The sequence below is a fragment of the Burkholderia sp. IMCC1007 genome, assembly GCF_027257875.1.
Classification (GTDB): Bacteria; Pseudomonadota; Gammaproteobacteria; order Burkholderiales; family Burkholderiaceae; genus Burkholderia.
The window spans coordinates 1-12444 of sequence record NZ_JAPVQY010000103.1 but is presented as its reverse complement, the minus strand read 5'-3'; the positions used below and the strand labels follow the sequence as shown (position 1 = coordinate 12444).

12 protein-coding genes are annotated in these 12444 nt (G+C 66.6%); 8 read left to right on the top strand and 4 right to left on the bottom strand.

Annotated elements, in window-relative coordinates:
* The 7 genes from O1Q03_RS39035 to hslU form a co-directional block, all read left to right on the top strand.
* A partial coding sequence (locus O1Q03_RS39035) for a DUF484 family protein (RefSeq protein WP_269511268.1) occupies positions 1–214 on the top strand: 214 nt, incomplete at its 5' end.
* A 13-nt stretch (positions 215–227) separates the two neighbouring features.
* A complete protein-coding gene (gene xerC, locus O1Q03_RS39030) occupies positions 228–1148 on the top strand; it encodes a tyrosine recombinase XerC (RefSeq protein ID WP_269511266.1) in 921 nt (306 codons plus the stop codon).
* A gap of 74 nt (positions 1149–1222) precedes the next feature.
* Positions 1223–2437, top strand: a complete 1215-nt coding sequence (locus O1Q03_RS39025; protein WP_269511264.1) for a class I SAM-dependent rRNA methyltransferase — start codon at positions 1223–1225, stop codon at positions 2435–2437.
* Positions 2438–2635: 198 nt separating this feature from the next.
* The gene (locus tag O1Q03_RS39020; protein WP_269511262.1) at positions 2636–3712 is read left to right on the top strand and encodes a CobW family GTP-binding protein; all 1077 of its coding nucleotides are present in this window, start codon (positions 2636–2638) and stop codon (positions 3710–3712) included.
* Positions 3713–4201: 489 nt separating this feature from the next.
* Positions 4202–4618: an RNA polymerase-binding protein DksA gene (gene dksA, locus O1Q03_RS39015; protein WP_006477498.1), complete on the top strand. Its 417-nt coding sequence runs from the start codon at positions 4202–4204 to the stop codon at positions 4616–4618.
* A gap of 267 nt (positions 4619–4885) precedes the next feature.
* A complete protein-coding gene (hslV, locus tag O1Q03_RS39010) occupies positions 4886–5422 on the top strand; it encodes an ATP-dependent protease subunit HslV (protein ID WP_006760749.1) in 537 nt (178 codons plus the stop codon).
* Between the two features lie 10 nt (positions 5423–5432).
* Positions 5433–6776, top strand: a complete 1344-nt coding sequence (gene hslU / locus O1Q03_RS39005; RefSeq protein ID WP_269511260.1) for an ATP-dependent protease ATPase subunit HslU — start codon at positions 5433–5435, stop codon at positions 6774–6776.
* A gap of 84 nt (positions 6777–6860) precedes the next feature.
* On the opposite strand, the gene O1Q03_RS39000 is transcribed toward hslU, so the two are convergent.
* The 3 genes from O1Q03_RS39000 to O1Q03_RS38990 are packed head-to-tail and all read right to left on the bottom strand — an operon-like array spanning position 6861 to position 10661.
* Entirely contained in the window at positions 6861–8000 is a 1140-nt protein-coding gene (locus O1Q03_RS39000) for a cupin (RefSeq protein ID WP_269511258.1), read from the bottom strand.
* A 55-nt stretch (positions 8001–8055) separates the two neighbouring features.
* Positions 8056–9465 (bottom strand): amino acid permease, encoded by a 1410-nt coding sequence (locus tag O1Q03_RS38995; RefSeq protein WP_269511256.1) that lies wholly within the window; start codon positions 9463–9465, stop codon positions 8056–8058.
* Between the two features lie 50 nt (positions 9466–9515).
* A complete protein-coding gene (locus tag O1Q03_RS38990; protein WP_269511254.1) occupies positions 9516–10661 on the bottom strand; it encodes an aminotransferase class V-fold PLP-dependent enzyme in 1146 nt (381 codons plus the stop codon).
* Between the two features lie 371 nt (positions 10662–11032).
* Here O1Q03_RS38990 and O1Q03_RS38985 point away from each other — a divergent pair, with 371 nt between their 5' ends.
* Positions 11033–11743 (top strand): GntR family transcriptional regulator, encoded by a 711-nt coding sequence (locus O1Q03_RS38985; protein WP_269511252.1) that lies wholly within the window; start codon positions 11033–11035, stop codon positions 11741–11743.
* A gap of 40 nt (positions 11744–11783) precedes the next feature.
* Here O1Q03_RS38985 and O1Q03_RS38980 read toward each other — a convergent pair whose 3' ends face one another.
* On the bottom strand, positions 11784–12326 hold the full coding sequence (locus tag O1Q03_RS38980; RefSeq protein ID WP_011658200.1) for a response regulator transcription factor: 543 nt from the start codon (positions 12324–12326) through the stop codon (positions 11784–11786).
* Positions 12327–12444: the final 118 nt, after the last annotated feature.

The following is a 12444-nucleotide window of genomic DNA, read 5'->3' as shown; positions in this document are numbered from 1 at the left end:
CGGCGAAGCCGCGCCGGCCGGCGACGGCGCCGCCACGTCGGTCGCGCTGCTCGCGCTGCGCGCGCCGGTCGCCGGCGCAGACGCGCCCGCGTTCGGCCTGCTCGTGCTCGGCTCGCCCGATCCGCGCCGCTTCCACGACGGGATGGCCACCGATTTCCTCGCGCAGATCGCGACGCTCGCGAGCGCCGCGCTTACGCGCCTGCTGCCGCACTGATCCGTCGAACGCGATGACCGACGATCCGATCGCCGCCTACCTGTCGAACCTGAAGCATGTCAGGCAGCTGTCGGAGCACACGCTGCGTGCGTATACGCATGAACTCGACGAACTGAAGAAGCTCGCGGCCGGCCGGCCGCTCGAAGCGCTGACGGCCGCCGACATGCGCGGCGCGGTGGTGCGTGCGCACGCGGCCGGGCTGTCCGCGCGCTCGATCTCGCACCGGCTCTCCGCATGGCGTGCGTTCTATCGCTGGTTCGCGCAGCGCGTCGAGATGCCCGCGAATCCCGTCGCCGGGGTCCGCGCGCCCAAACGCGAGAAATCGCTGCCCAAAGCGCTGTCGGTCGACGATGCGGTCGCACTGATGGATACGCCGCTGCCCGATACCACCGAAGGCATCCGCGATCACGCGATCCTCGAACTGTTCTATTCGTCCGGGCTGCGCCTCGCCGAACTCGTCGGGCTCGACGTGAGGTACACGCAGGCCGACGGCTACCGGTCGAGCGGCTGGCTCGATCTCGCCGAAGCCGAAGTCACCGTGCGCGGCAAGGGCAACAAGGAGCGCAAGGTGCCGGTCGGCCGCAAGGCGATCGACGCGCTGAACGCGTGGCTCGCGGTGCGCGGCGAATTCGTGAAGCACGATCCGCATCCGCTGTTCGTGTCGGTGCGCGGCAACCGGATGTCGCCGGGCGTCGTGCGCGAGCGCGTGAAGCGCGCGGCGCTCGTCGCCGGCATCCCCGCCAACGTCCATCCGCACGTGCTGCGCCACTCGTTCGCGACGCACGTGCTGCAATCGAGCGGCGACCTGCGCGCGGTGCAGGAGCTGCTGGGCCATGCGAGCGTCTCCGCGACGCAGGTCTATACGTCGCTCGACTTCCAGCATCTCGCGAAGATTTACGACAGCGCGCATCCGCGCGCGAAGAAGCGCGACTGACGCGTCCCGTCTTACCCGCCGCGCACGGCGACCGGCACCGGCCGGCTTCGCCCGCGGCCCATTTCGATCCGATCATGCAAACCGTCACACTCAAACCGTCCAAGGAAAAATCGCTGCTGCGCCGCCATCCGTGGATCTACGCCAATGCGATCGACCGCGTCGACGGCAAGCCCGCGCCCGGCGCGACCGTGATCGTGCGTGCGCACGACGGCCGCTTCCTCGCGCGCGGCGCATACAGCCCGCAATCGCAGATCCGCGTGCGCGTGTGGAGCTTCGACGAGCACGAGCCGATCGACCACGCGTTCTTCAAGCGCCGCGTGCAGCGTGCGGTCGCGCACCGCACGACGATGGTGTCGGGCACGGGCGCCGTGCGGCTCGTGTTCGGCGAAGCCGACGGGCTGCCGGGGCTGATCGTCGACTACTACGTCGCGGATACGGCCGAGCCCGGCGCCGCGCCGCGCGGCCAGCTGGTGTGCCAGTTCATGGCCGCCGGCGTGGAGGCATGGAAGGACGCGATCGTCGCGGCGCTCACCGGCGCGACCGGCTGCCCGAACGTGTACGAGCGCTCGGACGTGTCTATCCGCGACAAGGAGGGGCTCGAACAAACGACCGGCGTGCTCGCCGGCGACGCGCCGCCCGCGACGCTGATCTCGAACGAAAACGGCGTGCGCTATCACGTCGACGTGCCCAACGGCCACAAGACGGGCTTCTACGTCGACCAGCGCGACAACCGCGCGCTCGTCGCGCAGTACGCGGCCGGCCGCGACGTGCTGAACTGCTTCTGCTACACCGGCGGCTTCTCGCTCGCGGCGCTCAAGGGCGGTGCGACGCGCGTCGTGTCGATCGATTCGTCGGGCGACGCGCTCGCGCTCGCGCAGCAGAACGTCGTGGCGAACGGCTTCGACGCCGAACGCGCGACCTGGCTCGACGCGGACGCGTTCAAGACGCTGCGCCGTCTCGTCGACGAAGGCGAGCGTTTCGACCTGATCGTGCTCGACCCGCCGAAGTTCGCGCCGACCCGCGACAGCGTCGATCGCGCGGCACGCGCGTACAAGGACATCAACCTGAGCGGCTTCAAGCTGCTGCGTCCGGGCGGCCTGCTGTTCACGTATTCGTGCTCGGGCGCGATCGACATGGACCTGTTCCAGAAGATCGTCGCAGGCGCGGCCGCCGACGCGAAGGTCGATGCGCGCATCCTGAAGCGGCTCGGCGCGGGCGTCGATCACCCGCTGCTCGCCGCGTTCCCGGAAGGCGAATATCTGAAGGGCCTGCTGTTGCAAATCGTCTGATCGCCCCAATCTGCACGCACACTCGCGTCCGCCCATCGTGCCCGCCGGCGGACGCGCGCCCGCCCCTGTCGTCCGGACGACGGGCGCGGGCTTGACAGGTATGTTTCAATGGATGGTTGTGCGCCCCGGCTCGCGAGTCGATGGCGCGACGCACACATCCTGGTTTTGACCCCGATTCACGAACCACAGGCGACCGACATGGCCACTCCCGTCACCATTCTCACCGGCTTCCTCGGCAGCGGCAAGACGACGCTGCTCAAGCGCATCCTGAACGAACAGCACGGCATGAAGATCGCCGTGATCGAGAACGAATTCGGCGAAGAGAACATCGACAACGAAATCCTCGTGCAGGATTCGAACGAGCAGATCATCCAGATGAGCAACGGCTGCATCTGCTGCACGATCCGTGGCGACCTCGCGCGCGCGCTCGGCGATCTGGCCGCGCAGAAGCGCGACGGCAAGCTCGACTTCGACCGCATCGTGATCGAGACGACCGGCCTCGCGAACCCGGGCCCCGTTGCGCAAACCTTCTTCATCGACAGCGAGATCGCCGACGATTTCCTGCTCGACGCCGTCATCACGCTGGTCGACGCGAAGCACGCGAACGCGCAGCTCGACGAACACGAAGTGGTGCAGCGCCAGGTCGGGTTCGCCGATCGCCTGTTCATCACGAAGTCGGACCTCGTCGACGACCAGGCCGTCGCGGCGCTCAAGCACCGCCTGATGCACATGAACCCGAAGGCGACGATCAAGGTCGTGAACTTCGGTGAAGCCGACATCAAGGAAATCTTCGACCTGCGCGGCTTCAACCTGAACGCGAAGCTCGAGATCGACCCGGACTTCCTCGCCGAGGACGACCACGCGCACGATCACCACGATCACGGCCATGATCACGATCACGCGGATTGCGACCACGATCACGGTCAGTGCGCGCACGATCACGACCACGGTCATCACCATCATCACGCGCACCACGACGACAAGATCAAGTCGTTCGTGTACCGCAACGACCGCCCGTTCGACCCGAACAAGCTGGAAGACTTCCTCGGCGGCATCCTTCAGATCTATGGGGAACGGATGTTGCGCTACAAGGGCGTGCTGTACATGAAGGGCGTCGACCGCAAGGTCGTGTTCCAGGGCGTGCACCAGATGATGGGCAGCGATCTCGCCGCGAAGTGGCTGCCGGCCGAGAAGAAGACCAACAAGATGGTGTTCATCGGCGTCGAACTGCCGCAGGACCTGATCACCGACGGCCTCGACGCCTGCCTCGCCTGAACCTTCGGGCAGCACGCATGCGGCGCGCGCGAGCGCCCCGGTGAACGGCCGGGGCCCTCGCGCGGCGCCTTTTCGAGGGAGGGTTTCACCGTCATCGCTTTTTCGCGATTTGCGCGTTATATTTTCTAGATATTGGCGCAGCCGACGGGGATCGACCCGATACGGCGCCCGCTTGCGATTCAGTTACAATACGTGCCCGCTGGAGTACGGCAATAACAGGCCCGGTTCTTGCAGAACTGTTACCCGGGCATCGCAACCGCGCCGGATCGCCCATCCATTATCCGGCAGCGGCCGAAGTGATCTGCCGCGCAGCACACCGGTTCGCCGCGCGCAAATCCGCGCCAGGCCTGTCCTGGTATTTGAGAACCGGTTTTCCAGAGGCTTTCGGCCCCGCGGCGGCTAAACGCAAATGATTGCAAGCGCAGTTGCGGGTAATCCCAAAGTGCAGGCACTATCTCCGGATTTGCCGCACATTGAAGAAGCAAGCAGATGACGAAGAAACTCTTGACCGAAGCCGAAATCCTGAAGATGAGCGACAAGGATTACATGAATGAGGATCAGCTCGCCTTCTTCAAAAATCGGCTCGAACAGTTGCAGGCGGACATCCTCAAGAATGCAGGCCAGACGACCGAGAACCTGCGCGAGACGGTAATCGTGCCCGATCCCGCCGATCGCGCGACGATCGAGGAAGAGCACGCGCTCGAGCTGCGTACGCGCGATCGCGAACGCAAACTCCTCAAGAAGGTTCAGCAATCGCTCGCCCGCATCGATTCCGGCGACTACGGCTGGTGCGAGGAAACCGGCGAACCGATCGGCATCCCGCGCCTGCTCGCGCGTCCGACGGCCACGCTGTCGCTCGAAGCGCAAGAGCGCCGCGAGCTGCGCCAGAAGCTGTTCGGCGACTGATCGAGCGGCGTTCCCGCTCAAACACGCTGCTTCCCGAAAGCGCGCGGCCTGCCGCGCGCTTTTTGTTTTCCGGCGCCGGCACCGGTCCCGGCGCCCGGCCTGCCCGCCACGACGCGTGCCGCGCCGATTCGCATCCCCCTCTTGATATCCCGGCGCCCGCCCTAAAATGAAACGGATGCGCGCCGGGCCGCTTCCCGGCGCACTGCGGATTCACGCGGCGGCGCGTCGCGCCGCCCGACACTTCCCCGTTTTTCTCAAGGAACGCAGATGGAGCAATTTCACGGCACGACCATCGTTTCGGTCCGGCGCGGCGACAAGGTCGCGCTCGGCGGCGACGGCCAGGTAACCCTCGGCAACATCGTCATGAAGGGTGGCGCGCGGAAAGTGCGGCGGATCTACAACAACCAGGTACTGGTCGGATTCGCGGGCGGCACCGCCGATGCGTTCTCGCTGCTCGATCGCTTCGAGGCGAAGCTCGAGAAGCACCAGGGCAACCTGACCCGCGCGGCCGTCGAGCTCGCGAAGGACTGGCGTACCGACCGGATGCTGCGCCGCCTCGAGGCGATGCTGATCACGGCCGATGCGACCACCACGCTGGTGATCACCGGTAACGGCGACGTGCTCGACCCGGAAGGCGGCATCTGCGCGATCGGTTCGGGCGGCGCCTATGCGCAGGCCGCGGCCCGCGCGCTCGCGGAGAACACCGAGCTGTCGCCGCGCGAGATCGTCGAGAAGTCGCTCGAGATCGCCGGCGACATGTGCATCTACACGAACCACAACCGCATCATCGAAACGATCGAGTAAGGACCGCCCCATGAGCACCATGACCCCTGCCGAGATCGTCTCGGAACTCGACAAGCACATCATCGGCCAGGCCAAGGCGAAGAAGGCCGTCGCGGTCGCGCTGCGCAACCGCTGGCGCCGCCAGCAGGTCGCCGACCCGCTGCGCCAGGAAATCACGCCGAAGAACATCCTGATGATCGGGCCGACGGGCGTCGGCAAGACCGAAATCGCGCGCCGCCTCGCGAAGCTGGCGGATGCGCCGTTCATCAAGATCGAAGCGACGAAGTTCACCGAAGTCGGCTACGTCGGCCGCGACGTCGACAGCATCGTGCGCGACCTGATCGAGATCTCGGTCAAGCAGACGCGCGAATCCGAGATGCGCAAGGTGCGCAGCAAGGCCACCGACCAGGCCGAAGACCGCATCCTCGACATCCTGCTGCCGCAGCCGCGCGCGGTGGGCTTCGGCGGCAACGCCGAGCACGCGAACGACGACAACAACGCGACGCGCCAGACCTTCCGCAAGCGCCTGCGCGAAGGCCAGCTCGACGACAAGGAAGTCGAACTCGACCTCGAGCAGCCGTCGGCCGGCATGGACATCATGGCGCCGCCGGGGATGGAAGAGATGACCGAGCAGATCCGCTCGATGTTCTCGAACCTCGGCAGCGGCAAGAAGCAGCGCCGCAAGGTCAAGATCAAGGAAGCGCTGAAGCTGCTGACCGACGAGGAAGCGGCGAAGATGCTCAACGACGAGGAAGTGAAGACGAAGGCCGTGCAGAACGTCGAGCAGAACGGCATCGTGTTCCTCGACGAGATCGACAAGATCACGTCGCGCAACAACGAAGGCAGCGGCGGCGAAGTGTCGCGCCAGGGCGTGCAGCGCGATCTGCTGCCGCTCGTCGAAGGCACGACGGTCAACACGAAGTACGGGATGGTGAAGACCGATCACATCCTGTTCATCGCGAGCGGTGCATTCCATCTCGCGAAGCCGAGCGACCTGATCCCGGAACTGCAGGGCCGCTTTCCGATCCGCGTCGAGCTCGATTCGCTGTCGGTGAACGATTTCGAGGCGATTCTCGTCGCGACCGACGCGAGCCTGGTCAAGCAGTATCAGGCGCTGCTCGCAACCGAAGACGTGCAGCTCGAGTTCGCCGCCGACGGCATCCGCCGCCTGGCCGAGATCGCGTACTCGGTCAACGAGAAGACCGAGAACATCGGCGCCCGCCGCTTGTACACGGTCATCGAGAAACTGCTCGAGGAAGTGTCGTTCTCGGCCGGCAACCACGCCGGCGAGCGCGTGACGATCGACGCGCAGTATGTCGACCGCGCGCTCGGCGAAGTGGCGCAGGACGAAGACCTGTCGCGCTACGTGCTGTAACGCGCGCGGCATTCGCGGCCGCGACAGACGCGGGCGGTCCCGATCGGGGCCGCCCGTTTTCATTGGTGCCAGGCTCGACGGCGGTCAGACCGAAAAATCGGCCGGCAATGTGACTTCCAGCAGTTCGAGATCGTCGCTGCACTGCTCGAACGCATACGGCGCCGCCCCGGGCAGCGTCACACTGTCGTCCCGGTTCAGGACGATGCGCGCGTGGCCGTTCAGCACGGTCAGGCTGCCCGCCAGCACGAAAAAGAAACAGAACTCCGTGTCGTGCGCCGTGAGCTCCGGCAACACCGCGCCGGGGACCCGCCGGACCACGCGCACGCCGGCAAGCCCGCCCGTCGCCATGCCGATCCCGGTATCCGCGCACTCGAAACCGCGCATCCGCCACGGCTCCCAGCCGGCCTGTGCGGCCACGTGACGAACGAAACGCTGGCCGTCGAAATCGTGATCCGCGGGATACCGGGCCGCGGTCGGCAGCGCCATGTCGTGATCGACCATCGTCACGTGCTCCGCCGGCGCCCCCAGTTCGATCACTTCGGCGCCTGCGGAACTTTCGAGCACGCGATGACGAATCCGCGGCGGCTGCAACACGCAATCCCCGGCGTTCAGCACGAAGGGCTCGCCCTGCCCTTCGTAGACGACGCGCACCCATCCCGCCCGGCAAAAGATCATCTGAAAGCGCACTTTGTGGAAATGCACGTAGTCCGGCACCGGGCCGCCGGACAGGATGCGGATATGCGACGCAATGAATGCGCCGCCGTGCCGCGCCGGCAGCAGATCGCGATAACGCAGCCCGGCGCGACCGACCGTCCATTGCGCGTCGTCCTCGTTCCGGCTGACGCACCAGGCTTGTCGCGTCTCCGGTAGACGCAGTTGCGGGTCTGCCGAACTGAAGCGGATGCGCACGCCGTTCGGCGCCTCGAGGTCGCGCTCGCCGGCGATCCGCTCAGGCGCATCGCACAACAGATTCAGCGCCTCGACGCCGCCGACGACGTCGGCGCCCAACCGCAGCGAGACGCCATAGCCGGACAGTATCGCGATGCGCGGCGACTCCGCCGGAAAGATCGCATCGATGCGAAAGCCCACGCGTTGAACGAAGAAATCGACGGTCGGCATCAATGCGTCGCAGCGCATCGGCACCTGTACGGCACGCACGCCGTCGAGCGGGACGCCGGCGGCCGGCGAGGTCGACGTGACGGTCGACGCAGGAATGGGTTTCATGACTGACAAACACTCCGGTTGGCAAATTCAGGAAAAATCGGCGATGCACGCAGATTCACGAGGACAACGGTGCGTCGGCCCGCTCGTCCGGACGCGCGTCCGGCATCCGCCTGCGACTGACGAAATAGGCGACGGACACCGCGCACAACCACGGCACCCCGACGATCCACGACACGTTCCAGAATTCGGTATCGAGCCCCATCGTGATCAGCACGGCGACCAGCAGGACGATCCCGATGAGTTGGGCGACCGGAAAGAGCGGCATCCGGACCGGCAGCGCACGGCCTTTCCACGCGCACCTGAACCGCAGATGCGTGACGAGAATCACGATCCAGACGAAGATGCCGCCAAACAGCGCGACACCGAACAGATAGTTGTAGGCGAGCGGGCTGAAGAACGACACCGCCGCCGCGGCCACGGTCCCCGCGCCGGAAATCAGCGTCGCGGCCACCGGGGTGCCGTTGGCCGACAGCCTGCCGATCCAGCGCGGCGCATAGCTGCCGCGCGCGAGCGAGAACAGGGTGCGGGACGACAGGTAGAGGTTGGCGTTCATGCTCGACAGCGCGGCCGTGACGACGACGAAATTCATGATCCCCGCCGCGTGCGCAATGCCGGCATGCGAGAACAGTTTCACGAACGGGCTCTGCTGGACGACCCGCGCGCCGACCTCCGTCCACGGCACGCAGGCGACCATGATCCCGAGCGCCAGCACGTAAAACAGCGCGAGGCGCAGCAGCATCGAGCGCAACGCATTCGGAATCGCCCGGGCCGGATCCTTCGCCTCGCCGGAGGTCACGGCGACCACCTCGACGCCATAGAACGAAAAGATCGCCATCAGCACGCCCATCCATACGCCGCCGATGCCGTGCGGCATGAATCCGCCCGGCAGCGCGGTCAGGTTGGCCAGGCCGATCGCCGGCCCGCCGATGCCGACGATCTGCGCGAGCCCGACCACGATGAAACCCAGGATCGCGACGACCTTCACCAGCGCGAACCAGTACTCGAACGAACCGAAGTTCTCGACCGACCGGCTGTTGACGTACACGAGCGCGAGCCCGAACGCGATCGACCACATCCAGACCGGCACGTCCGGGAACCAGAATCCCATATAGATGCCGACCGCGATGGCCTCCCCGCCGACGGCGACGACTTCGACGATCCAGTACGTGTAGCGCACCACGAATCCGCTCCAGCGATTCAGGTACATCTCGGCATACGTGCCGAACGAACCCGCGGTCGGGTGGGCGACGGCCATCTCGGCCAGGCTGAATACCATCACGACGGCGATCAGCGCGGCGATCGCGTAGCTGAGCAGCACGGCCGGGCCCGCGTAGCCGATCGCGATGCCGCTGCCCATGAACAACCCGGTGCCGATCGCGCCGCCGATGCCGATCATGGTGATCTGGCGCTGCGTCAGGCGCTTGTTGAGACCTCGCTCGCGCGACGCAATCCCTGTGTCTTCCATCCTGTCGTCTCCTTGTATTGGGGGGCTGCTTTTGGCAGGCTCATGCGGGCTCAGGCATCGGGCAGCAGCGTCGACAGCGTGTCGATGGCCGCGGAACGCGTCAGCGGCCCCGGCGACGCCCTCAGCGTGCGGCCCCGCGTGTCGATCAGCACGCCGTCGCGAGCGAGCGTGGCCTCGAGCGCGCGCGGCTCGATAAACGGCGGCAGCTCGGCCATCACGCTGCCGCCCCGCTCGGCGTCGTCGCGCGGAGACAGCACGCGATAGCCCTTGCGGTCGAACAGTTCGATCAGCCGATGCGATAGCGCCAGGTTGTGCGCGCGCATGCCGGCGGCTTCGGGAGACGCCCGCCACGCGAACCCGGGCGCGGATGCGACGAACGGCAGCAGCGACGGCGTACCGTTGTCGAAACGCCGGGCATCGGGCGCCAGCGTGAAACGCGTCAGGTCCCAGTTGAACGGATCGGGCTGGCTGAACCAGCCCTGCACCAGCGGCGCGAGCCCGCGCTCGAGCAGTGCGGGGTTCAGGTAGGCGAGCGCCGCGCCCGGCGCGCCGCATAGCCATTTGAGCGTCGTGCAGGCGGCAAAGTCGATTCCGAACCGCGTCGCGTCGAAATCGACGATGCCGACGCCCTGCGTGGCGTCGACCGCGATCAGGCTGCCTTGCGCCCGACCATGCGCGACGAGTCGCGCGAGATCGGCCCGCTTCGACGCCGTCGACGTGACCCACGTGACGACGGCGAGCGCGACGTCGTCCTGCCAATGTGCGAGATAGGCGTCGTCGTCCACATAAGCCGCGCCCGGCTCGAGCGCGACGGTATCCAGCGTGAACCCGAACACGGGAGCCAATCCCGTCAGCAGGTAGTGCAGGCTCGGAAAGCAGTCGCCGGCGATCAGCACACGACGTCCCGCCAGACGACCTGCGCCGAGCGCCCCGACCAGACGCGCGAACGCGTCGGTCACGCTGTCCGCCGCGAATACCGAACTCGCCGGCACGTTGACGAGCGCCGCCCAGTCATCCAGCACGCGGCGGCGCAGACCGAGCCCGTAATCCCAGCGATGCGAATCGGGCCGGTACCAGGTTTCGACGAACGACTCGAATGCGCTGCGGGCCGCGTCCCGCTGCCCCGGAAACATTCCCACCGAGTGGTAAAGCAACCATCCGGTGCGCGCCGGGTCGGTCTGGTCGTCCATGTCCATGCTGTTCTCCATCTAGCGGCCTCTCTCGGGCAAAACGGGCGGCGCGATCCGCACCGCGCCGAACGGCGCCGGCCGAACATTCGTCCGACGTTTGACCGAATACTAGATTCTGATTTCTGAATTCAGAATTCAGGTTTACCAGAACGAGAGCGGCGCCCGCGTGCCGTGCATCGGCGCGCAACGCACGCACCGGGCCGCGGGGACCGTGGCACGTTTTCGGAACGTCGGCCGTCGCGCAAGCAAGCGCAAATCCGGGCATGCGACGATGCACGCCGGGGAGCGAAGAAAGGGAAGCCGATGCCGTCGTGTTGACAGCCGGCATGGAGCGTCCTTACGATGGATTCATAATTCAGAATCCAGACGCATCACCTATGGCAGAGACGACCAAGATCACGAAACGCTTGCCCAAGCGCACGGCGTTGCGCCAGACCACGCTGACCGAGACGATTTATGCGGCGATCCTCGAGCGGCTGCGCCGCGGCGAGGTGGGGCGCGACGACCGCATCCTCGACTACGAAATCGCCGAGGCGTTCGAATGCACGCGCACGCCGGTCCGCCAGGCGTTGCTGCGCCTTGTCAGCGAAGGCTATCTGACCGGGACGACCCGGGGATTCGTGATGCCGACGTTGACCAACGAGGACGTCCACGAAATTTTTGAAGTTCGGCGGCTGCTCGAACCCAGCGCGGCCGCCAGCGCCGCGGCGATGCTCGACGCCGGGGTGGAAGACGCGCTCGCGCGAGCCTATCGCAAGGCCCGCAAGGCATGCGACAAGGGCAACGGCAAGACGATGATCGAAGCCGACAGCGAATTTCGCGATGCGTGGCTGGGCGCGGTGCAGAACGTGCGCCTGCAGGACACGATCCGCCGCTTCGCCGATCACGCGCACCAGATCCGGCTCGGCACGCTCAACGATGCGGCCGCTCAAAAGGTGCTCGTCGACGTGATGCGCGGCGTGCTCGACGGTTTCGCCGAACGCAGCCCCAAGCGCATCAACGACGCGATGCTGACGTTCATCAATCGTGCCGAGGAACAGTACTTCGCGCTGCTTGGCGGACGCGATTCGGCCGGATCGCCGCCCTGAACGCGACGGCGGCGCCGTCAGGACGGCGCCACCGACAACCTCACTGCCGCACCGGCTTCTTCGCGAGCTTGCGCTGCAGCGTGCGGCGGTGCATGTTCAGCGCGCGCGCGGTCGCCGAGATGTTGTTGTTGTTCTCCGCCAGCACGCGCTGGATGTGTTCCCATTCGAGCCGGTCGACCGACAGCACGACCGGATTCTCGAGCGCCTCGTCGGCCTGCACTTCGCTCGCGTTGGTCTGCAGCGCGGCCAGGATCGACTCGATGTTCGCCGGCTTCGCGAGATAGTTGTCGGCGCCTTCCTTCACGGCCTGCACGGCGGTCGCGATGCTCGCGTAGCCCGTCAGCACGAGAATCCGCGCGTCGGGCTGCAGGTCGCACAGCGGCGCGATCAGGCTCAGGCCCGAATCCTCGCCCAGATGCAGGTCGACGGTGATGAACTGGAACTTGCCGCCGGCGGCGAGCCGCAGCGCCGCCTCCTTGTCGTGCGCCTGCTGCACCGCGTAGCCGCGGCGCTCGAGGCCGCGCGCGAGCGTACCCGCGAACACCTCGTTATCGTCGATCACCAGGAAATTGTTCTCGCTCATGTGGTTTCTCCGTCTACGTGTTGGTTGACGCGGCAGCCGCCGCGACGTGCGTCACCGGCAGGCGCAGCACCGCGCGCGTGCCGCGGCCGGGCGCGCCGGCCGGGCGGCTGTCCGGCGT

Bases quoted from the DNA above. Each gene is read 5' to 3' on its own strand.
- xerC (WP_269511266.1), top strand. From the start codon at position 228: ATGACCGACGATCCGATCGCCGCCTACCTGTCGAACCTGAAGCATGTC.
- O1Q03_RS39025 (WP_269511264.1), top strand. From the start codon at position 1,223: ATGCAAACCGTCACACTCAAACCGTCCAAGGAAAAATCGCTGCTGCGC.
- O1Q03_RS39020 (WP_269511262.1), top strand. From the start codon at position 2,636: ATGGCCACTCCCGTCACCATTCTCACCGGCTTCCTCGGCAGCGGCAAG.
- dksA (WP_006477498.1), top strand. From the start codon at position 4,202: ATGACGAAGAAACTCTTGACCGAAGCCGAAATCCTGAAGATGAGCGAC.
- hslV (WP_006760749.1), top strand. From the start codon at position 4,886: ATGGAGCAATTTCACGGCACGACCATCGTTTCGGTCCGGCGCGGCGAC.
- hslU (WP_269511260.1), top strand. From the start codon at position 5,433: ATGAGCACCATGACCCCTGCCGAGATCGTCTCGGAACTCGACAAGCAC.
- O1Q03_RS39000 (WP_269511258.1), bottom strand. From the start codon at position 8,000: ATGAAACCCATTCCTGCGTCGACCGTCACGTCGACCTCGCCGGCCGCC.
- O1Q03_RS38995 (WP_269511256.1), bottom strand. From the start codon at position 9,465: ATGGAAGACACAGGGATTGCGTCGCGCGAGCGAGGTCTCAACAAGCGC.
- O1Q03_RS38990 (WP_269511254.1), bottom strand. From the start codon at position 10,661: ATGGACATGGACGACCAGACCGACCCGGCGCGCACCGGATGGTTGCTT.
- O1Q03_RS38985 (WP_269511252.1), top strand. From the start codon at position 11,033: ATGGCAGAGACGACCAAGATCACGAAACGCTTGCCCAAGCGCACGGCG.
- O1Q03_RS38980 (WP_011658200.1), bottom strand. From the start codon at position 12,326: ATGAGCGAGAACAATTTCCTGGTGATCGACGATAACGAGGTGTTCGCG.